This is a genomic window from Hadarchaeum sp. (SeqCode), from assembly GCF_038871235.1.
Taxonomy (GTDB): Archaea; Hadarchaeota; Hadarchaeia; order Hadarchaeales; family Hadarchaeaceae; genus Hadarchaeum.
The window spans coordinates 15239-36296 of record NZ_JAVZIN010000007.1; the positions used below are offsets into that span (position 1 = coordinate 15239).

20 protein-coding genes and 1 pseudogene are annotated in these 21058 nt (G+C 53.3%); 16 read left to right on the forward strand and 5 right to left on the reverse strand.

Features of this window, described 5'->3' with window-relative positions:
* The first annotated feature begins 57 nt into the window (after positions 1 to 57).
* Both coaBC and QXT02_RS04265 read left to right on the forward strand, forming a co-directional pair.
* Complete coding sequence (coaBC, locus tag QXT02_RS04260; RefSeq protein WP_342812118.1) at positions 58 to 1263, forward strand: bifunctional phosphopantothenoylcysteine decarboxylase/phosphopantothenate--cysteine ligase CoaBC; 1206 nt, start codon at positions 58 to 60, stop codon at positions 1261 to 1263.
* A 1-nt stretch (position 1264) separates the two neighbouring features.
* A complete protein-coding gene (locus QXT02_RS04265) occupies positions 1265 to 2203 on the forward strand; it encodes a pantothenate kinase (protein WP_342812119.1) in 939 nt (312 codons plus the stop codon).
* A 21-nt stretch (positions 2204 to 2224) separates the two neighbouring features.
* Here QXT02_RS04265 and QXT02_RS04270 read toward each other — a convergent pair whose 3' ends face one another.
* Positions 2225 to 2746 (reverse strand): nitroreductase family protein, encoded by a 522-nt coding sequence (locus QXT02_RS04270; RefSeq protein ID WP_342812121.1) that lies wholly within the window; start codon positions 2744 to 2746, stop codon positions 2225 to 2227.
* A 55-nt stretch (positions 2747 to 2801) separates the two neighbouring features.
* On the opposite strand from QXT02_RS04270, the gene QXT02_RS04275 reads away from it, so the two are divergent.
* Entirely contained in the window at positions 2802 to 3056 is a 255-nt protein-coding gene (locus QXT02_RS04275; RefSeq protein WP_342812123.1) for a hypothetical protein, read from the forward strand.
* Positions 3057 to 3140: 84 nt separating this feature from the next.
* On the opposite strand, the gene QXT02_RS04280 is transcribed toward QXT02_RS04275, so the two are convergent.
* The gene (locus QXT02_RS04280; RefSeq protein WP_342812124.1) at positions 3141 to 3410 is read right to left on the reverse strand and encodes a hypothetical protein; all 270 of its coding nucleotides are present in this window, start codon (positions 3408 to 3410) and stop codon (positions 3141 to 3143) included.
* Between the two features lie 66 nt (positions 3411 to 3476).
* On the opposite strand from QXT02_RS04280, the gene QXT02_RS04285 reads away from it, so the two are divergent.
* Complete coding sequence (locus QXT02_RS04285; RefSeq protein ID WP_342812126.1) at positions 3477 to 5240, forward strand: ribosome biogenesis/translation initiation ATPase RLI; 1764 nt, start codon at positions 3477 to 3479, stop codon at positions 5238 to 5240.
* Between the two features lie 18 nt (positions 5241 to 5258).
* Positions 5259 to 5528, forward strand: coding sequence for a hypothetical protein (locus tag QXT02_RS04290; protein ID WP_342812128.1), 270 nt, complete (start codon positions 5259 to 5261; stop codon positions 5526 to 5528).
* On the opposite strand, the gene QXT02_RS04295 is transcribed toward QXT02_RS04290, so the two are convergent.
* Positions 5525 to 5761, reverse strand: a complete 237-nt coding sequence (locus QXT02_RS04295; protein ID WP_342812129.1) for an LSM domain-containing protein — start codon at positions 5759 to 5761, stop codon at positions 5525 to 5527. The genes QXT02_RS04290 and QXT02_RS04295 overlap by 4 nt on opposite strands.
* 142 nt (positions 5762 to 5903) lie before the next feature.
* Here QXT02_RS04295 and radA point away from each other — a divergent pair.
* The 3 genes and pseudogenes from radA to QXT02_RS04310 all read left to right on the forward strand — a co-directional run.
* Positions 5904 to 6827, forward strand: a pseudogene (gene radA / locus QXT02_RS04300) (DNA repair and recombination protein RadA); the annotation flags it as partial.
* A 58-nt stretch (positions 6828 to 6885) separates the two neighbouring features.
* Positions 6886 to 7803 carry a ParB N-terminal domain-containing protein gene (locus QXT02_RS04305; protein ID WP_342812130.1) on the forward strand — a complete coding sequence of 306 codons (918 nt, stop codon included), beginning with the start codon at positions 6886 to 6888 and terminating at the stop codon, positions 7801 to 7803.
* Between the two features lie 8 nt (positions 7804 to 7811).
* The gene (locus QXT02_RS04310; protein WP_342812218.1) at positions 7812 to 9005 is read left to right on the forward strand and encodes a cofactor-independent phosphoglycerate mutase; all 1194 of its coding nucleotides are present in this window, start codon (positions 7812 to 7814) and stop codon (positions 9003 to 9005) included.
* Here the strand turns inward: QXT02_RS04310 and QXT02_RS04315 are convergent.
* On the reverse strand, positions 8962 to 10146 hold the full coding sequence (locus QXT02_RS04315) for an MFS transporter (RefSeq protein ID WP_342812132.1): 1185 nt from the start codon (positions 10144 to 10146) through the stop codon (positions 8962 to 8964). The two genes, QXT02_RS04310 and QXT02_RS04315, sit on opposite strands and share 44 nt — an antisense overlap.
* Before the next feature lie 2 nt (positions 10147 to 10148).
* On the reverse strand, positions 10149 to 12008 hold the full coding sequence (locus QXT02_RS04320) for a threonine--tRNA ligase (RefSeq protein ID WP_342812133.1): 1860 nt from the start codon (positions 12006 to 12008) through the stop codon (positions 10149 to 10151).
* Between the two features lie 100 nt (positions 12009 to 12108).
* On the opposite strand from QXT02_RS04320, the gene QXT02_RS04325 reads away from it, so the two are divergent.
* The 8 genes from QXT02_RS04325 to QXT02_RS04360 all read left to right on the forward strand — a co-directional run bounded on the left by QXT02_RS04325 (position 12109) and on the right by QXT02_RS04360 (position 21018).
* Complete coding sequence (locus QXT02_RS04325; RefSeq protein WP_342812134.1) at positions 12109 to 12867, forward strand: 60S ribosomal export protein NMD3; 759 nt, start codon at positions 12109 to 12111, stop codon at positions 12865 to 12867.
* 52 nt (positions 12868 to 12919) lie between these two features.
* The gene (ilvB, locus tag QXT02_RS04330; protein WP_342812219.1) at positions 12920 to 14593 is read left to right on the forward strand and encodes a biosynthetic-type acetolactate synthase large subunit; all 1674 of its coding nucleotides are present in this window, start codon (positions 12920 to 12922) and stop codon (positions 14591 to 14593) included.
* Between the two features lie 8 nt (positions 14594 to 14601).
* Positions 14602 to 15084, forward strand: coding sequence for an acetolactate synthase small subunit (gene ilvN, locus QXT02_RS04335; protein WP_342812136.1), 483 nt, complete (start codon positions 14602 to 14604; stop codon positions 15082 to 15084).
* A 10-nt stretch (positions 15085 to 15094) separates the two neighbouring features.
* Entirely contained in the window at positions 15095 to 16081 is a 987-nt protein-coding gene (gene ilvC / locus QXT02_RS04340; protein ID WP_342812137.1) for a ketol-acid reductoisomerase, read from the forward strand.
* 63 nt (positions 16082 to 16144) lie between these two features.
* Positions 16145 to 17803 carry a dihydroxy-acid dehydratase gene (ilvD, locus tag QXT02_RS04345; RefSeq protein WP_342812138.1) on the forward strand — a complete coding sequence of 553 codons (1659 nt, stop codon included), beginning with the start codon at positions 16145 to 16147 and terminating at the stop codon, positions 17801 to 17803.
* 273 nt (positions 17804 to 18076) lie between these two features.
* Positions 18077 to 19333 carry a 3-isopropylmalate dehydratase large subunit gene (locus tag QXT02_RS04350; protein ID WP_342812139.1) on the forward strand — a complete coding sequence of 419 codons (1257 nt, stop codon included), beginning with the start codon at positions 18077 to 18079 and terminating at the stop codon, positions 19331 to 19333.
* Positions 19333 to 19848 (forward strand): 3-isopropylmalate dehydratase small subunit, encoded by a 516-nt coding sequence (locus QXT02_RS04355; protein ID WP_342812140.1) that lies wholly within the window; start codon positions 19333 to 19335, stop codon positions 19846 to 19848. Before QXT02_RS04350 ends, QXT02_RS04355 begins: the two co-directional genes overlap by 1 nt.
* Positions 19849 to 19887: 39 nt before the next feature.
* Positions 19888 to 21018, forward strand: a complete 1131-nt coding sequence (locus QXT02_RS04360; protein WP_342812141.1) for an isocitrate/isopropylmalate dehydrogenase family protein — start codon at positions 19888 to 19890, stop codon at positions 21016 to 21018.
* Positions 21019 to 21058 lie beyond the last annotated feature (40 nt).

Genomic DNA, 21058 nt, shown 5'->3' on the forward strand with positions numbered 1-21058 from the left:
GCTTTAAATTACGGACCAAACAACGTTTAAGCGCGATGGAAAGCCCATGGTGAATTTATGCATCCGTCAAAGGATATACAGGGCACGAGTGGTTCAGAACTAAGCGGCCGCAAGATTGCCCTCTGTATCACGGGTAGCGTTGCCGCGGTCAAGTGTCCTGAGCTGGCAAGGGAACTCATGCGCCAGGGGGCCGAGGTGCGCACCTGCATGTCCCAGCAGGCCACCCAGCTGATAACGCCGGAACTGATGCACTGGGCCACCGGTAACGAGGTCGTCGTCAGGCTCACCGGCAGGTTGGAGCACGTGGAGCTGGCGGAGTGGTCCGACTTAGTTCTGGTGGCACCGGCCACCGCTAACACGATTGCTAAAATATCCTGCGCTATTGATGACACCCCGGTGACCTCCGTCGTCTCGGTTGCCCTCGGGCTCAAAAAGCCCGTGGTGGTGGTTCCAGCGATGCATGCGTCGATGTTTGCCCATGAACTCTTTCAGCAGCACTTGACGAGGCTCCGCTCGGTCGGTATCCAAGTCATAGGGCCGAAAATTGAGGAGGGTAGGGCCAAGATAGCCGAGGTTGGAGAGATAGTTCAAGTTGTCATCAGGACACTGGGTCCTAAAGACATGGCTGGTCGCCGGGTTCTGGTCACGGCTGGCCCCACCATCGAGCCGATAGATCCAGTCAAGATAATCACCAATCGGAGTTCGGGAAAGATGGGTCTGGCCATAGCCCGCGCGGCTGCGGCCAGAGGCGCCGAGGTATCTTTGATTTATGGTCCCGGCACCGAGATCCCACCAACTGGGGTGAAGGTGATCAGAGTGCAGACGACACAGGAGATGCGAGATGCCTTTGTGAAGGAGCTGGAGTTGCGACCCGACATAGTTGTTGCTGCAGCGGCTCCTCAGGATTTCGTTGTGGAAAGACCATCTGAGTGTAAACTCAGACATACGGAACCGGTGACGCTCAGGTTGATTCCTGCTCCCCGTGTTCTTTCAGGAGTGCGCGAGTTCTCCCCAAGTTCCTTCGTGATCGGTTTTAAGACAGAATGTGGGGTTAGCGATGAGGAACTCTTTCACGCCGCAGAAGCCAAGTTGAATGAGGGTCTCGATATGGTGGTGGCAAATGACGTGAGTCGGCCAGGAGCAGGATTTGGCACCGACACCAACGAGGTTCTGATCGTCACGAGATCAGGCTGGAGAAAAATGAGGGCCACTAAGACAGAGATTGCAGGAGTGATCTTGGATTTGGCTGTGGCTAAAGCTTAAGATGCTGGTGGTCAGGCTGGCGGAATCGTTGAAATTGCGAAAACAGCCTTCAAGCGCAGCAGCGTTTGTTCCAGCCCACATCTCCGGTTTTTTTCAACCCTGTGAAGCCAGCACACCTGAGAGGACGGGATCAAGGAACTGTGGGCCATGCTTGAATTTTGGTGTAAGAACGGAGGTTAATGTTGAAAGTTCCGACCGCAACAGGGTGGAGGTGTTTATTAATGGCAAGCCGGCACCCGAGGCTAAGACGACGTTGACGGTAGCGGAGCAAATTTTGAGCCAGGTGGAAGAGACTTTTCGGTTGAGAGTAGATCATTTCTGTGAGGTACCGGTGGGCGCCGGATACGGAGCAAGCGGGGCCGGGGCTTTGGGCACGGCTTTTTCCCTAGCCAAGGCGTTGGGCCTGCGCCTGTCAAGACGCCAACTGGTGACAGCGGCCCACGTGGCTGAAGTGCGTTGCTGCACTGGGCTGGGTGACGTGGGCGCCCAAGCTCACGGTGGTCTTGTCATTGGTTTGGAGCCCGGTGCACCACCATACGGAAGATGGAAGGGGATAAGAGTGCCCCGGGAGGTTAAAATTATCTGCGCCACTTTGGGTCCCATTCCTTCGAAGAAACTTTTGAGCGAAGCGGATTTCAGGAGGCGCGCCGGAGAAGTGGGGACCTTGGCTTTCAAAAAAATGATGGAACGGCCGGACGTCTATAACTTCATCACCGCCTCGAAGGAGTTTGCGGAGAATTTGGGACTTTTCGACGACGAGCTGAAGGAGCTGGCCAGAGCGGCTGAGAGGTCCGGGGCCATTGGCGCCAGCCAGGTCATGATCGGGCGCGCGGTTTTTGCCATTGCCTGTGGGGAAAGCATCGCCCGTGTTCAAAGGACCTTTCTGGAGATGCTGGATGCTGAGTCGCTCTTGGTCGCCGACATTTATCGGGGCGGATGAGCCATCGTTGGAGAATTTTCTTTAAAAGGTTTCCAGATGTATTCTTTCCTTCAACGGTGTCCGGGGAGTGGGCTTTGGCTTTTCGCGTGGCTTGCCAATCGGAATCATTATCAGCGGCCTAATTCCCTCGGGCGCCTTTATGGCTTCAGCGACAGCTTTTTCATCGAAGGCTCCAACCCAGCAGGTGCCATAGCCTAGGGCGTAGGCCGCGAGGTGGATATTTTGTGCCACGGCTGCTGTGTCCTGAATGCAGTAGAGGTTTCTCCCTCGATCACCATAGCGGCTGGCGGTTCGGTTAATGTCCGCGCAGATTACAATAACGACTGGGGCCTCGGCCAAGAAGCTCTGGCCCCGGGCCGCCTGAACCAGCTTTTGCTTGTTCTTCAGGTCCTTAACAATGACAAATTCCCAAGGCTGGCAATTCCCCGCGCTGGGGGCGGCTATTCCCGCCTCCAGAATTTTATCCAGATCGGCGTTTTTAATGGGTTCAGGGATAAAGCCGCGGATGCTCCTCCGTCCCTTGATCGCCTCGAAGACATCCATTCAATCGCCGAAGTAATTTTATAAAAGAGTGTTAAAAGTTCTTTTGGTGGATTCGGTGATTGAGTCCTCAGAACTGGACTGGATAGTCCAGAAGACGGCGGAATTCCTCGCCGACAAGGTCAAGGACGGCCCCCTGACCGATCGGGACATCAACCTAGCTTTCGAAATCTTTGCTAGACCGCGTCTGGAGAGCTTAAGTTCATCGTTCGAGAGCGATCTGGAGCGCATCCAAGCGCGCGATTTAATCATGATGAAGCTGAACGACCGGGCCAAGCAGCTCAATGCTGAATTTTGGAAAAAGACAGAATAATTGCCTTTAGCCTGTTAATCGTTGACGTTCCATAGCTTGGGAAGTACGGGGCAAAGAATTGAGGGGAACCGTCCTTGTTCGGTTTTAGATCAGGAGAGGCTTGCCCGTCCAGATCCAGAAGATAATCAACAGGCAAATTATGGCAACCAAGATTAATCCCACGCCCCACTTTCTCGCTTGAGCCTTGATGCAGATGTAACCGAAAATCCCGGTGGCGCCTATGATCACAATCAACACGATGGTAAGGATGATCTGGGCAATCAGCTTAACCCAGCCCCCACCGAGGAAAAATCCAAGGAGAGGCAGCACGATGACGAGGAAGACGATGATTCCCAGCAGGTACGCCGTCCTCATCTTTCCACCAATGCCCATTACGTGTGGTTCTTTTAAAAGTTAGTGTAATACCAGTAGGGATTGGCCATGCCTAGACTCGCGGTAATACGGCAAGATTTCTGTCAGCCGAAAAGATGTTCATTAGAGTGCCATCGCTTTTGTCCCGGCGTCAGAACCGGTGATGAGACGATAGTAGTTGACGAAAAGACGGGCAGGCCGGTGATATCGGAGCAGCTGTGCAGCGGTTGTGGGATCTGTGTGCATAAGTGCCCCCTGAAGGCGATTTGCATCATTAACCTTCCCAGCCAGCTCGAGGGCCGCTGTGTTCACCGCTATCAACCCAACGGCTTCGCCCTCTTTGAGTTACCTATTCCGCGCGCCGGTAGCGTCACCGGGCTGGTGGGTCCGAATGGGGTGGGAAAGACGACGGCGCTTCAGATCCTAGCCGGACGCTTGAAACCCAATTTAGGTAAGGAGGAGGCGACCCGGAAGGAGTTGATCGAATTTTTTAAGGGCTCGGAGCTTCAGAACCACTTCAAAAAAATCGATGAGATCAAGATAGTTTACAAGCCGCAGGCAGTCGATGACCTGCCCAAGGCCGTCAAGGGAAAACCCCTGAAATTACTTGAAAAAATTGACCAGCGCGGCGTGGTGAAGGAACTGATTCGCTCCCTAGCGCTCGAGGAGTTTCTTGATAGAGAGATAAGGATGTTGAGCGGTGGGGAAATGCAGCGTTTGGCCATAGCGGCGGCGGTTGCCCGGGAGGCCGACATTTACTTTTTCGATGAGCCCAGCTCACACCTCGATGTTCATCAGCGCTTGAACGCGGCGGCGGTGATCAGGTCGCTGGCAGCCGCGGGCAAGGCAGTCATGGTTGTGGAGCACGACTTGGCGATGCTGGACTATGTTTCCGACTATGTGCACGTCCTCTATGGTAAACCGGGAGTTTATGGAGTTGTCTCTTCTCCACGAGGCGTCAGAGGCGGGATAAACGTTTTTCTCGATGGTTATCTTCCTGAGGAAAATATCATGTTCCGGAGGGAGCCCATAAAATTTGAGTTGAGGCCGCTTTCAAAGGTCGGGTCGGGTGGGAAACCACTTTTGAGTTATCCCCGGTTGGTCAAGGCCTTCAAGGATTTCCGGCTGGAGGTTTCACCGGGCGAGGTTTTTGCCGGTGAGGTGGTTGGAGTTGTAGGCCCGAATGCTGTGGGAAAAACCACCTTCGTCCGCATACTGGCCGGCGAAGTTAAGCCCACCTCTGGCAAAATTGATTTTAATTTTTCCGTGTCGCATAAGCCACAGTATCTGAAGGCTGATTTTGATGGCACAGTTGAGAAATGGTTGCATGAACAGCTGGGTGATTTTGACCCCTCCTTTGTCCCGGATATTCTACAACCGCTCGAGATAGAACCGCTGATGGAAAGGGAACTGAGGAGCCTAAGCGGCGGTGAGTTGCAGCGCGTCTCAATAGCCGCTTGTCTGGGGCGCCGAGCCGACCTTTATCTGCTTGACGAGCCTAGTGCCTATCTAGATGTGGAGCAGCGGTTGAATATGTCCAAGTGCATCAGGAGAACCATGGAGAAGAAGGAAGCCGCAGCCTTCGTGGTAGATCATGATGTGCTCAGCATCGATTACATCTCGGATCGATTGCTGGTTTTTACCGGTGAACCCAGCAAGGAGGGCAGGACACATGGCCCCTTGGGGATGCGCGATGGCATGAACCTCTTTTTGAAGGAGGTGGGCGTGACCTTCCGGAGGGACCCCCAGACCGGACGCCCGAGGGCCAACAAGCCCAACAGCGCCCTGGATAGGGAGCAGAAGGCGAGGGGTGAGTACTTTTATCTTCACTGATAAAGTTAAGGTGATAGCATGGGAGTCGCCGAGGATATTAACTGGCTGAAGGCCGACGAGGCTGGGGTTGGTAAGGTCTTTACCATCATCGCCAAACAAGGCGGTTTAAAGCTGCGTGAGCTCAAGGAGCTTTATGGTTCCGAGGACTGGTGGCCGGTAAAGGCACACCTCAGCGCCCTCATTGCCAGAGGACTAGTGACTGAGTTTGAGGGAATTTACAAGCTAACCGAGGATGGCAAAAAGGTGCTGGAGAGCTTTAAGGCGATGGAGGTTGTCAAGGCAATTTAAGTTGAAATATCCGTGACGTTTCCGCCCTTGAGCAGGACGAATCGGTGTTTTATCGGTCCTTTTTCCGTTAGCTCCTCAGTGTTCTCTAAGATCATGTTCATATGTTCATCGTAACTCGTCAGCTTACCCCGGAATTTTCTACCGTCCTTTACCGTTACCAAAATAACTGAGTTGAGCAGTTTCTCGATTCCGGCGATGGTTTCGACATCCTGAGATTCAATTTCCACTTCCATGCAGATCCAGAAGTAATGATGTAATTACTGCCTAAAATATTGTCTCCCGGTCTTCGAACAATAGTTTCGGCTACCCCCCTCCTCAAAAAACGCTTGAATAGTCACGGGAAGAGGTCAGATGGGGAATGATGAGATGGTTGAACTTGAGGAACTTGAGGGAGTAGGTCCAGCAATTGCCGAGAAACTGCGCGCGGCCGGTTATGATTCTATTGAAAGCATCGCCGTGGCTACTGCTGGTGACCTGATGGAGGCCGCCGAGATTGGATTGAGGGTAGCGATGAAAGTGATAAACTCGGCGCGGGATGCTTCGAAGATGGGTTATGAGAAGGCCATAGAGGTCTTGGAGAGAAGAAAACACCTTGGTCGCGTTACTACAGGCAGCCAAGGCTTGGATAAAATATTGGGCGGAGGAATTGAGACTCAAGGCGTAACTGAGTTCTTTGGCGAGTTTGGTTCCGGTAAATCACAGATAGCTCACCAGCTCTGTGTTAATGTACAGCTTCCGCCTGAGCAGGGTGGTCTGGTCGGGAAGGCGGTTTACATAGATACTGAGAACACCTTTAGACCGGAGAGGATTTCCCAGATGGCGATAGCTCTGGGCGAGGATCCTCAGAAGATACTCGATGGAATCTACGTGGCTAGGGCGCACACAACAGACCACCAGATGCTGCTGGCCGAGAAGGCTGCTGAGATTGCCAAGGAGGACGGTGTCAAGCTGTTGGTGATAGATTCTCTGACGGCGCTTTTCCGCACCGAATATTGCGGGAGGGGTGCCCTCGCGGAGCGACAGCAGAAGCTGGGGCGCCACATCGCTGAGTTGCACAAGCTGGCAGAACTCAACGACATCGCCGTCTTCGTCACCAACCAGGTGCAGGCGAGGCCGGATATTTTCTTTGGTGACCCAACGAAACCTGTGGGTGGCCACGTGCTGGGCCATGCGGTCACCGCTCGCATATATCTTAGAAAGGGCAAGGCCAACACTAGAACGGCGCAGCTAATAGATCACCCGGGATTGCCTCCTGAAAGTGCAACTTTTCAGATAACTGAGGCTGGCATAAGGGACTGAGGTTATTAGGCCGAGTTTTGCCATTCTAGCCCGGAGATAGGCTAGGCGATTAGAGCAGGTGCTGATAAACCGGTTCCATTATCTTTTTGAAAGGAGCCACGCCTATGCTATTGGTGATGTTCTGGGTTTCAAGCTCGAGGCGCAGGGGCTGGAAATCGAGATCGGAATCAAGCCCGTCGGCGGGGTCTACATCCATGAGGAGATAATTCCAAGGATGCTGGACCAACTTATTTTAGACATGAAGCAAAACGCTGAGGTGAGAAACCCCATTGTGGTTGACCGAAATACCTCTGTAGTGCTCGACGGCATGCATCGTGTAGCCGCCATCAAGAAGCTGGGATGCCGCTATCTGCCCGCGTGTTTGGTCGACTACCGCAGCCCAAGGATTCAGGTCGGCTGCTGGTACCGCGTGGTTCAGGACTGGGTGAGCGATGCAAGGCTTTTGAATATTTTCATTTCTCTAGGGTTGAGCGTTGAACCTTCTTCCTTTGATTCGGCTTTAAATGAGCTTGAGGCTAGAAGGGCCACCGCTGCCCTCTTCACGGCAAGAAATTGCCATTTGATCCGGGCGCCGAAAACCGATATCGTTGAAAGCTACCGGTGGGTAAAACGTTTTGAATCCATCGCTGAAGAGCAAGGCCTCCACATCGGTTATGAGATGGAGCACGATGCCGAGTGGCAAGTTCGGTCAGGGAAATGCTCTGCTGCCCTCTTGGTGCCCAGGACGACCAAAGAAGAGGTGATCAGGACAGCTTTGTCAGGCATGGTCTTCACCCACAAGACGACCCGCCACATCTTGCCCGCCCGCCCAGTTAATGTCAACGTTCCCCTTGACTGGCTGATGGGGGAAAAGCCCATGGAGGAGGTGGAGAGGCTTTTGGTGGAATACCTTTCGGGAAAAAAAGTGATGAGGCTTTCCAAGGGCAGTTTTTACGATGGCAGGCGCTACGATGAGGAGCTTCTGGTTTTCAGGTGAACCAATTGGTGGATAGAAAGTTCGTGATAGTTGTCGGGGATGGCATGGCTGACTATCAGGTGGAGGAACTCGGCGGAAGGACGCCGCTGGAAGTGGCAGACAAGCCCAATATGGATTATTTGGCCAGCGAGGGAAGGATGGGCCAGGTTAGCACCATCCCGCATGGAATGGCAAAGGATTCCGCCGTCGCCGCTCTTTCCATCCTCGGCTACGATCCTAAAAAATACTTCACCGGACGTGGCCCTCTCGAAGCCGGTTCCATGGGCATCGACCTAGGCCCAAAAGATGTTGCTTTCAGGTGTAACTTGGTTACGGAGAGGGACGGTAAGCTCGTCGATTATTCCGGTGGCTGCGTCACCACCGAGGAGGCCGCGCAACTGCTTGCCGAGTTGCAGAGGCAGGGGCTGGGTGAGTTTCACCTCGGCGTTAGCTATCGGCACATTTTTGTCCTGCGGAATGCCGAGATCAGCAAAGGGTGTTCTCCCCCCCATGAGATCGTTGGTGAGCCGATATCTGAGCACCTCATCAAATCCAAGGATAAGGTCTCTCAATCTCTGAACAGGCTCATTTTGGCGTCAAGGGACATATTGGGCAGCCACCCCGTCAACCTGAGGCGGATAAAACAAGGTAAGAATCCCGCCAACATGGTCTGGCTCTGGGGCCCGGGCAAGCGTCCCAATCTGGAGCCCTTTGAGAGGAGGTACGGGGTCAAGGGAGCCATAATTTCGGCGGTGAACGTGATCAACGGCATTGGGGCTTGGGCTGGCATGGAGATCATTAAAGTTCCCGGCGCCACGGGATACTATGACACCAATTACGAGGGTAAGGCCGATTATGCGCTGAAGGCTCTAAGGCGCAGGGACCTTGTCCTCATCCATGTGGAGGCGCCGGACGAGGCAGGTCATGCAGGTGATGCTGAGATGAAGATAAAAGCTATAGAAGATTTGGATCGGCGTCTCCTAGGCAGGATCATCAAAAAAGGCAGAGAAAATGTCATTTCGGTTCTGCCTGATCATCCCACGCCGATTAAGGTCAGAGCACACACGTCCGATCCGGTGCCTTTTATGATATTTGTCCCGGGCGCAAAGGGCGACGGGCTCAGGTTTACCGAGGCCGATGCTGAGAAGGGCTCACTGGGTTTGATAAAGGGATCGGAGTTCATGAAGCTGGTCCTGTCATTGGGCTCAGCCGATGGCTCCTGAGCGTTTTTCTCAGCAGGATCATCGCCGCAGCCTGAGCCGAGATGGAAAATAAGACAGCAATTTGAGCCAAGTTGTTATCCATGAGAAAACCAAAAATGGCACCGCTGACGAGAAAACCAAACCCGTAAAAAGTGTGGAAGACCCCGTAGGCCGATCCCCTTACCTCTATCGGCGTGAGATCAGTCACGGCGGCCCTGTAGATTGACTCGTGCATTCCAAAAATTATTCCGAAGAAGATTGCCGACAGAATGACGAATTCCAGCCCGGGCATGAAGATCAGGGTCGAGGGGAAAACGGAGAGCGCGAAGGGAAGGTAAAGCAGCTTTCGGCCTATCCGGTCGTAGAGATAGCCGGCCAATGGCGCCGCCGCCGCGTCCACGGTTTGGGCGAGCAAATAAATGAGGGCCACCAACCAGGGCAAGGTTTCCGGTGAAGCCCGGTAGAGGATTAAGCCAATTGATACCAAACCCATCGCGTTTAGCGACACTGAGATCGCGTAGATAATAAATTCACTTGGAAGTTCCTTAAAAGTGGATCTTTTTTCACTGACGGTCGGTATCGTGATGAGTGGCCTGATCCTGAGATAGATAAGAAAGAGCATGATAATCATAAGGAGGTAGGGAATGAAAAGGGCCGAGAAGGCAGCGCTGAAGTTCTCCCCGGTCGCGAATAGGGTCGCAGCGACAATCGCCGGCCCTGTTATTGCCCCGATCTGATCCAGCAGCTCGTGAATGCCGAAGGCCTTACCGCTGCCTATACCTTTGGTAGCGTAGGAGAAGACGGTGTCCCGAGCTGGAGACCTCACCGCTTTAGATAGTCTTTCTATTAGGACAAGAACCATGGCTAGAGGCCAGCTGCCCGCCAGCGCCAGCAGCGGGACGGCTATCAGCAGCGAATACCCGATGATGAAGATCGTCCAGTAGGATCTTGTCTTGTCGGAGAGGATGCCGAAGATCATCCTCAGGGCGTAGCCGAAGAACTCACCCAAACCTAAGATCAGACCAACGATAAAGGCAGAGGCACCGAAGCTGAGGAGGAAGGGTGAAATGACGCTCCTCGAACCCTCGTAGATGATGTCCCCAAGTAGGCTGACGAGGCCAAATGTGAGGATGCTTAAAGCGGCGACTCGCCTAGGCTGCATGTTCATCCGCCGAAGAAGATCGGGCGCAGCGATAACAATCGGTTCATGGCGAGGGGCCTGAAGGGCATCCCTTTGGTCAGTTGCTTAATTTCAGCGGAGAGCTCCTCCATGGTCAGTAATTTAAGTCCCTTCTCTCCTCGTACCCTGACTGGAATTTTTTCCGATCCTAATTCCTTGTCACCGATGACGATAATGTAGGGCACCCACTCTCGCTCGGCATCCCTCACCTTCTTTGAGACAGATTCCTCTCTGTCGTCGATGTCAACTCTTATCTGGTTCTTCTCAAGAGCCTCAGCGATTTTATTGCAGAAGTCAAGGTGACGGCTGGCAAGCGGCACGATTCTTACCTGAGTCGGCGCGAGCCAGAGGGGCAAGCAAGGTACTCCGCCCGCCATTTGGGCCTTGGCAGCCTCCTCCAAAATCGCGTAGATCCACCTCTCGATAGAACCGATGGAGGAATGCAATATCACGCAGTTCCGTTTTTCACCTCTTTCATCAACATAGCGAATATCATAGCGTTCCGAGTCCTCGAGGTCAAGCTGGATGGTGGAAAGCTGGGCATTTCCACCCACCGAGTCGATCATCTGAAATTCATGTTTTAGGATCCAGTAGTGTTTTCGTTCGGTGAGAAGCTCAATCAGGGCCGGGCGCTTGACCAGTTGCAGCAGACGGACGATGAAATCTTTGTTCTGGCGATAGAAATCCTCGACCACACGAAAGACCACCACATATTCAACTCCCATTGAACCTACCATCTTAACATAGACTTCAAAGAGCCGTTCATATTCCTCCAATCCCTGCTTCAAGTCAAGGCAAAAGCAGTGGATGTCGGGCATGGTGAAAGCCCTGAGCCTCTTCAGCCCCACGGTTTCACCGCTCTGCTCAAGCCGGTAGGACGGGGAAAGCTCGAAAACCCGCACCGGCATCTGCTTGTAGGTCATTAGGGTGTTCTTCATCATCTTGAAAAGTCCAAAGTCTCCGGAGAACCTCAGGATGAGTGTTCGGTTGGGTAGTCTGATCTTGTAGTCCTTTTGCAGGAACTTGGCCGCTTGCTCGGCTATGTCCGGTTCATCGGCGCGGTAGAGTACTGGAGTTTCTATCCTGACAGCACCGATTTCTGCAGCGATTTGCGAGGCGAAGTCCTCCAGCAGACCCTTGATGAGGGCGCCGTTGGGATAGAAACGGAAGTGTCCGGTATCGCTCGCTGGCTCGTAGTCCACCAGCTCCAGCCGCCGCATCAGCTTGATGTGGGCCGGTTCTCCTCCCGGCTTTTGTCCCAGTTCCTCGCTCAAGAGGTATTGCTTGAGCAGCGGGTTTTTCATCAGCGGCTGGCAAGATTCGATCTCGGCTAGGTTTAACTCTTGTTCACCACCTTCGGGTGTGAGGAGGATCCATTTACCCGGTGCGGCCCTAGCGACCAATTCTGCGGCTACAGGGGCTTCCGAGGTAATGGTACGGGATAGCTCTGAAAGAGGATGTCCCTTGCAGCTGATGGTGAATGCCTTGTACCAGCCAAAGGGCAGCCGATGGACTTCAAGACCGTGTCCTCGGAGTTCCTCGGCGGTGGCATCGAGCAGTTTGATGGCTGTTTTAGGTGAGGCAAGCGAGGAACTCAGGTGAGCATAGGGATAGATAGCGACCCTTTGCGCCTCCACTTTCTTTGCGATGTTGAAGATCTCCACAGCGGCATTTTTAGCCACTTGTTTGATGTTGTTTTCGTCGGCTTCTTCAGCGGCCGAGAAGACAACGAGCACATCATCGATTTGTCCCGAGCACTGCTCAGGTCTGATTTCCTCAGCTGCGGGTGTACGTTGCTTTACCTCGAACTTGAGGTAGTCGGCATGTATCAGCAGGATTTGCAAACCAGCACCGCGGGAACTTGATTTTGTAAATTTAATAACTTATCGTTTCAAAGGCACCGAAACAGCGTTTAATTCAAAGGGCAGAATGGAATTGGTGCTGATGAGAAGATTTTGCTATAAATGTGGGGCATTCGAGGACGATGCCGGACCGTTGTTGCAGGGGCTCTGCCAACGCTGTTTTTCCGACCTACCGCTAATGGAAGTCCCCGCCGAGATTGAGGTGGTTCTCTGTAGGGATTGTGGGGCTATCAAGATCGGAGGAAGGTGGCAATCTCAGTTCTCCGGAGAGCCGGTGAAAGAGGCGGCGCGGCAGGCGTTGCTCCATTCCGTCCGCGTGTTGAGTTATACTGATTCCGAAAAGCGCCTTCTTAGAGCCGCTGAAGCGCCGGGCCTTCGGTTTGAGGTGGAGCCGCGGTTGGAAGAAAGCTTGGTGGTGGTCAGGGCTTCGGGCAAGCTTCACCCACTACAGAAAATTCCCAAAATTGAGGAGCACGCCTTGAAATTGGACTTGAAATATACTACCTGTGATGTTTGCAGGTTGAAAAGGGCCAAGCATCATGAGGCGATTTTGCAATTGCGTGATTTTTCTTCGACTGAAAAGCGACTTCAGATTCAAAGAGAAGTGGAAAAGATAGTCGCCCAATTAGGGAAAAGTGAGCCTAGGAATTTTATCGCCAACTTCAAGGAACAGCATGGTGGCTTGGACTATTACCTCAGTTCAGTGAATTTGGGAAGGAAGATAGCGGCCTTGCTGAAGGAGAGGTTTGGAGCTACCGTTATCGAAAGCGCGAAGCTCATCGGACGAACAAGAGACGGGCGGAAAAAATATCGTGTTTCAATTTTGGCTAGATTTATGTAGTTGTTTATAAAAAGTTGAAATAATAACTTTATAGCTGATGCCAATGGTCGAGATGACTGGAGCGAAGGCGCTTTTCGAGGCTCTGAAGGCAGAGGGCGTGCGGAACATCTTCGGGATACCTGGAGGTGCTATTATCCCTGTCTACGATGCGCTTTACGATGAAACCGAAATTCGCCACATACTCACTAGGCATGAGCAGGCAGCAGCGCATGCGGCTGATGGTTATGCTCGCGCCACGGGTAGACCGGGCGTTTGCCTTACCACCTCAGGCCCGGGTGCGACCAATCTGACCACCGGAATCCTCAACGCCTACATGGATAGCTCGCCGGTGGTTGCCATCTCGGGGCAGATGCCGAACTCCGTGCTGGGCAGTGACGCTTTTCAGGAAGCCGACATGCTGAGCATCATGCTGCCGATAACTAAGCACAACTTTATCATCCGCAATGTCGCCGATCTCCCCGCCATAATCAGGCTCGCATTTAAAACAGCCACCATCGGGAGGCCGGGCCCGGTGCACATAGATCTGCCTAAGGATGTTCAAGTAAGCAAAGCCGACCTAAAGATTCCTGCCGAAGTGAATTATCAGAAGGTGATAAAGTATGACCCCAACCCTGAGGACATCCGGAAGGCGGTTAAAATGCTGGTTGATGCCGAGCAACCAGTGATATATGCCGGCGGCGGCGTCATCATCTCCTCAGCTTCAGCCGAGGTCGTCACTCTGGCTGAGATGCTGGGTGCTCCGGTGGTGACTTCTTTGATGGGCAAAGGCGTGATTCCAGAGGACCACCCCCTCGCGCTCGGCATGCTCGGCATGCACGGACGCATGGCGGCCAACCTTGCGGTGAGTGAGTGTGATGTTCTGCTGGGAGTGGGGGTCAGGTTCAGCGATCGGGCCACCGGAGACGTTCGTCACTTTGCTTCACGAGCTAAGATCATTCACATTGACATCGATCAAGTGGAGCTAGGTAAGAATGTTCGAGTGGATCTACCGATAATCGGTGATGCCAAGCGGGCTCTCACCGAGATAATAAACGGGCTTAAGCTGCAGGTGAAGCAGGATAGAACCAGCGCTTGGCTGCGGAGGGTGAAGAAGATGAGGGAGGAGCTAGCCCCGAGGATGGATTACGATGAGGTTCCCACCAAGCCGCAGCGCGTGATTAAAGAGATAATGAGCGTGCTTAACGATGACGCGATCATCGTGACTGAAGTGGGACAGTGCCAAATGTGGGCAGCTCACTTTTACGTGGTCAGAAAACCCAGACATTTCATCTCCTCGGGTGGCTTGGGGACGATGGGGTTTGGATTCCCAGCTTCGATGGGCGTCAAAGTGGCCCGGCCCGAGTGTGATGTGGTCGATATAGCTGGAGATGGCAGTTTTCTCATGAATTCCCAGGAGCTGGCCACGGTGGTGGAAAACAAGATAAATGTGGTTTCCTGTATCTTTAACAACGGTTACCTCGGCATGGTCAAGCAGTGGCAGGACCTCTTTTATCAGAAAAGACGTTCAGGGGTCTACTTGGGCAAGGCACCTGATTTCGTGAAACTTGCCGAGGCCTACGGCGCCTGGGGCGATCGTGCCTCGAGGCCAAGTGAGATAGCGCCTAAGCTGAGGGAGGCGCTGAAATGTGGAAAGCCTGCGATACTCGATATACCAATTGACCCCGACGAACATGTGTTACCGATGGTGCCATCCGGAGGGAGGCTGGATGAGCCAATACTCACGTAGGTGTTGAGATGAAAACGCGAATGTTTTCTGTGCTCTGCCAGAATGTTCCTGGAGTCATGATGAGGATATCCAGATCTTTCACTAGGCGTCAGATCAACTTGGACTCGATCACGGTGGGCATCGAGCCCAGCGGTCTGGCCCGGGTTATCCTAACCTTCAAGGCCGACGATCGTCTAGCGGAGTTCATGCGCAGGGTACTTGCCCGAGCCGAGCCGATAATAGATGTCGAGGTCATTGATCCGGAACGTAGCATTGCTAGGGAGATTGCGCTGTTGAAGACCAAGAAGCTTGATGAGGAGCAGCTTTGGAAAGTGGTGCAGAAAGTCGAAAGCGCTGGCGGCAAGGTTTTGGAGGACAAGGGGAACGTTTTGATCATCGAACTCAGTGGCAGCCATGAGCACATAGAAAAGGTGGTCGCGGAGCTGGGTCCGGATATTCTCAGGGAGGTCGCCCGCTCGGGTCAGGTTCTTATATCCCGAGAGACAACATAAAAAAGATAACATGGCGAAGATATATTATGATAAGGATGCGGACATTGCCCCCTTGCAGGGAAAGACAATTGCCATCATAGGTTACGGAAATCAGGGGCAGGCCCAAGCCAAGAATCTCAGGGATTCTGGATGCAAGGTGATCATCGGCAATATAAAGGATGCCAGTTATGAACAGGCGAAGCGGGATGGTTTTGAGGTTTACGACATCCCGGAGGCCGCTAGGCGTGCTGATATTATCCACATTTTGATTCCGGATGAACACCAGGCCGACGTTTATCGGGAGCAGATTCAGCAGCATCTCACCGCGGGCAAGGTCCTCTGCTTTAGTCATGGATTTAACATCCATTTCAAGCAAATAGTGCCACCTAAGGATGTGGACGTTATCATGATAGCTCCGAAGGCGCCCGGGGCCATGTTGCGACAGATGTATGAGCGCGGTTCCGGAACGCCGGGATTACTGGCGGTTGAACAGAATGCCAGTGGGAGGGCTAAGGAGATAGCGCTAGCGATGGCGAAGGGAGTTGGGTTGACTAGGATCGGGGTTGTTGAGACCACTTTTAAGGAAGAGGTGGAAACCGACCTGTTTGGCGAGCAGGCGGTGCTGGTGGGTGGAGTTTCCGAGCTGATGATCGCCGGGTTTGAAACTTTGGTCGAGGCGGGCTATCAGCCGGAGATAGCTTACTTCGAGTGCATCAACGAGCTGAAGCTGATCATCGATTTGGTCTATGAGCACGGCATCGAGGGGATGATGAAGGCCGTTAGCAACACGGCCGAGTATGGTGGTCGCACTAGGGGCAAATGGATAGTCGATCGTAGAACGAGAGAAACAATGAAGCGGATGCTGGAGGACATCAAGAGCGGAAAGTTTGCCAAGGAATGGATAGAGGAGAGCAAGGCGAACCTGCCAAACCTGCGCAGGATGCGCGAGGAAGGGAAGAAGCACTTGGTTGAGCGGGTCGGAAGGGAGCTGCGCAAGTGGGCCGGAATCGAAAAGTGATAATTTCCCTCTACCGCCAGAATTTTATATTTATAACGTGATGCCTTCTCGGAGGCAGGACCGATGAAGCTTCGCAGCCGAGAGGTAGTGGTTGGGCTAGAGAGCCTTCCCCGCCGAGCTCTGTTGAGAGCCGATGGCCTGACCGATGCTGATATCGAGAGGCCGTTTGTGGCCATAGCCAACTCCTACAATAACATTGTGCCGGGACATTTACATCTGCGGCAGCTGGGCGAGGCGGTTGCGGCGGGTGTTCGGGAGTCCGGTGGCACACCTTTTGAGTTTAACACTATTGGTATCTGCGACGGCATCTCGATGGGAACCCGAGGAATGTGTTACTCGCTGCCCTCCCGGGAAGTCATCGCCGACAGCGTCGAGTTGATGCTTGAGGCTCATAGATTCGATGCCGTAGTTTGCGTGGCTAGCTGCGATAAGATCGTCCCAGGGATGCTGATGGCCATGGCGCGGGTGAACATTCCCGGGATAATGGTCACTGGCGGGCCGATGATGCCTGGAGAATGGGGCGGGCAGAAGTTGGATGTGATCAGCGCCTTTGAGGCCGTTGGTGCGGTTAAGTCGGGCAAGATGAGCGAGAGAGAAGCACGGATTATCGAGGAGCGCTGTTGTCCCGGCTGCGGCTCATGTGCGGGACTGTTCACGGCCAACACCATGGCCTGTCTCACCGAGGCTATGGGAATGTCACTACCAGGGATGGCGACCGCTCACGCTGTTGATTCTAAAAAAGTAGCTCTAGCCAAGCGGAGTGGCTCTCAGGTTCTGAAGTTGCTTCGTCTGGGGATAACAACTAGAAGGATAATGACGCGACCTGCCTTTGAAAATGCGGTGATAGTAGACATGGCCATTGGGGGCTCGACGAACACCGTGCTGCATCTTCCGGCAATCGCCCACGAAGCCGGGATCAAGTTGGATCTGGATATATTTGATAGGTTGAGCCGAAGGACGCCGCATCTCTGCAGCTTGAGGCCTGGAGGTTCACACACGATGCTTGATTTAGACAGGGCTGGTGGAATACCTGCTGTCATGAAGCGGCTGAGTGGGCTAATTCGGGGCACACCTCTTACCGTCACTGGCAGACGGGTTCGGGACAACTTGAAGTTCGTCAAGATACCGGAAAACGATGTCATCAGGCCGCTCAATCGACCGTACCATCGCGAGGGCGGCATCGCGATTTTATATGGTAATTTGGCCCCGAAGGGAGCTGTGGTAAAATACGCTGGCGTTAGTCCTCGGATGATTCGGCACAGAGGGCCGGCAAGGGTTTTCGACCGTGAGGATGACGCGGTGAAGGCGATATTAGGTGGCAAGATCAAACGTGGTGATGTAATTGTCATCAGATACGAGGGACCCAAAGGAGGCCCTGGGATGCGTGAGATGTTAGCGGCTACTTCTGCCTTGGCTGGCGTGGGGTTAATCGATTCCGTGGCTTTGGTGACTGATGGGAGGTTCTCCGGCGGGACGAGAGGTGCAGCAGTGGGCCATGTTTCGCCCGAGGCCGCGGAGAAGGGACCCATCGCCGCCGTTGTCGAGGGAGATAAAATATTGATTGACATTCCCGGACGCAGGCTGGAGGTAATGGTTCCGGAGCAGGTGCTTGAGGAGAGGCTGGCGAAGGTGAAACCGCTTCCACCGAAAATAAAAACTGGTTATCTGGGATTATATTCTAAAATGGTTAGCTCGGCTGCAGAGGGAGCCATAAGACTTTGACCAGTTTTCCAGAAAGTGCGGAAATTGTACTCATTCGGCACGATTTCAAGGGTCTAAAATTTGACTGTTTGAGAAACGACAGCCTCGAATAAAAACACAAGATATAGCCATGTCACAGGTTTACCTTGCTCAACAAATTTCAATCGTTTTATTTGGCATGAGATAGCTGTGTCATCCAGTGGCTTAAATCCCAAGCGAGGCACAATAGCCAAATGTTTACTGGCAATCACAATAAAACTTAAAGATTGGGCCACTTAATCAGGTTGGAAGTTCATGCCGATGACGATTGCGGAGAAAATACTGGCCCGGGCGTCGGGGCGCCAGAGCGTGTCTCCTGGCGAGATAGTTGAGGCCCGAGTTGATGTTGCCATGATTAATGACATCACCGGCCCGATCACGGTGGAGGCTTTGGAGCAGATCGGCGTTAAAAGAGTCTGGAATCCCTCGAGGGTGGTAATCGTCTTGGACCATCAGGCACCAGCCACATCGATCGAGGCCTCTCGAGAGCACATTGGGTTACGCAGGTTCGCGGCTCGGAACGGGGTTCAGAATTTTTTTGAGGTGGGCGAGGGAGTATGTCATGAGGTGCTTCCCGAAAACGGTTTTGCTCTTCCCGGCGAGCTCATCGTCGGAGCCGATTCCCATACCTGCACCTATGGGGCCTTCGGCTGTTTTGCCACCGGTATTGGTTCCACAGATATGGCGGCTGTCTTCGCCACCGGAAAGCTGTGGTTCCGTGTGCCTGAGAGCATGCTGGTGAGAATCGAGGGGACGCTGAGAAGCCGGGTCTCACCGAAGGACCTGATTTTAAAAATCGTGGGCGAGGTCGGAGCCGATGGTGCCACTTACCGTGCCATCGAGTTCTCCGGCAGCGGTCTGAGTAGGATAAGCGTTGGGGGTAGAATGACGATGTGCAACATGGGGGTCGAGATGGGGGCAAAGACAGCTATTGTCCCCCCCGACAGAACCACCTTTAGATATTTAAGGGGAAGGGCCAGATGGGGTTACCAACCAGTTTACAGTGATGCCGGTGCGAGTTACGTCGACGTAATGGAACTTGATCTGTCAAAACTTGAGCCTCAGGTAGCTCTGCCCCACAATGTGGACAGGGTGCGACCGGTGCGTGAGGTTGCCGGGGTAAAAATCGACCAAGCCTTTTTGGGCAGTTGCACGAACGGCAGGCTTGAGGACTTGATTGAAGCGGCCAAAGTGTTGAAGGGTAAAAAAGTAGCCCCAGGAGTAAGGATGCTGGTTGTTCCGGCGTCACGAGAGGTTTACTTGGAGGCGCTCAGAAAAAAGGTACTGCAGAAATTCGTGGAGGCTGGTGCAATGGTGGGATCGCCATCATGTGCGGCCTGCATGGGGGGGCACATCGGAATCATCGGACCGGGAGAGGTCTGCATCTCCTCGTCCAACCGGAACTTCAGAGGGCGCATGGGCAGCCCGGAGGCCAAGGTTTATCTGGGCTCTCCAGCTACGGTTGCCGCTTCAGCCCTGAGAGGAGAGATCACTGATCCGAGGGACGTGTAATGGCTAAGGCTTGGGTCTTTGGAAATAACATCTCAACCGATGACATCATCGCCGGGCGTTATCTGGTCCAGAGAGATCCGAAGCAGCTGGCCAAACATGTGATGGAGGCGGTGGATCCGAGTTTTGCCGCCAAGGTGAGGGCTGGAGATGTCATCGTGGCGGGAAAAAACTTCGGCTGCGGTTCAAGCCGGGAACATGCACCGATGGCTTTGAAGGGAGCAGGAATTGCCGCGGTGGTGGCTGAATCGTTTGCTAGGATATTTTTCCGAAACGCGATAAACCAAGGGTTACCTGTGTTGATCTCCAAGGAGGCAAGGCGTGGATTCAGGACCGGTGATGGTATCCGGGTGGATATCAGCAGGGGCGAGGTGCTCAACACCAGCACGGGCAAGAAATTTGATGCTGAACCGCTTCCAGATTTCCTGATGGAGATCTTGCGAGCCGGTGGACTGCTGCCTTATCTCAAGAGGATGGGTCGGAAAAGTGGTTTCTTGAGGGAAAAAACCGCTGTTTAAGCTTAAGAGCCCTGATGTCAAGATTGTTCAGGTGATAGTTTGACAAGGTACAAAATAGCAGTCATCCCGGGTGACGGCGTCGGCCCGGAGGTTATTCGAGAGGGCGTCAAGGTCCTTCGTGCTGCGGCGGATGTGGCGGGCGGAATTGATCTGGATTTTGCGGAGTTCCCTTATGGCGCCGAGCACTACCTCAAAACAAATGAGCTGATCCCAGAAGAAGTGTTAAAAGAACTGTCCCGTATGGATGCGATTTACCTCGGAGCCTTGGGCGATCCCAGAGTACCTACTGGAATCCTGGAGCAGGGAATACTGCTCAGGTTGCGTTTTTACTTTGATCAGTACGTAAATTTGCGTCCCGTTAAGCTCTACCCGGGCGTACCATGCCCCCTGGCTGGAAAAGGACCGGAGCACGTGAACTTCTTCGTGGTCAGAGAGAACACGGAGGACTTTTACGTGGCACTGGGTGGAAGGGCTAGAGGCAAGCAAAAAGCCAATTTAGATCTCATCAGAGCGCTGTATGAGGCGAAGTTTAACCTAGACATCGATGTCGATAGGGATGAAATAGCCTATCAGCTTGGGGTCATAAGCAGAAGGGGAGCCGAGAGGGTCATTCGCTATGCGTTTGAGCTGGCCCGGAGGAAGGGAAAAAAGCGCCTGACCTCCGTGGATAAAGCCAATGTCCTCACTCATGTCTACGGGCTCTGGCGAGAGGTCTTTGAGTCGGTGGCTAGAGAGTATCCTGAAATTGAAACAGAATATGCCTTTGTGGATGCCGTTGCTATGTGGTTCGTGAAGAATCCCGAGTGGTATCAGGTGGTGGTGACGCCGAACATGTTTGGGGACATCATCACCGATCTCGGCGCCATGATTCAGGGAGGTTTAGGTCTGGCACCGGGTGGCAACATCAACCCAGATGGCGTGAGCATGTTTGAGCCCATTCATGGATCAGCGCCAAAGCATGCGGGAAAAAATGTGGCTAATCCAATAGCCACAATCTTGGCCGGTCAGATGATGTTAGAGGAACTGGGTGAACAGGAGGTTGCTGACATCATCGAGGCGGCCGTCGTTGAGGTGCTTCGAGAGAGGAGGGTCAGGACTTATGATTTGGGCGGAAGATCGAGCACCTCGGAAGTTGGCGATGAAGTGGTTAGAAAGATAGAGAACAGGTAGCGGGAGGAAGACTTCGGTTCAACGGGGATATATTAGTTCA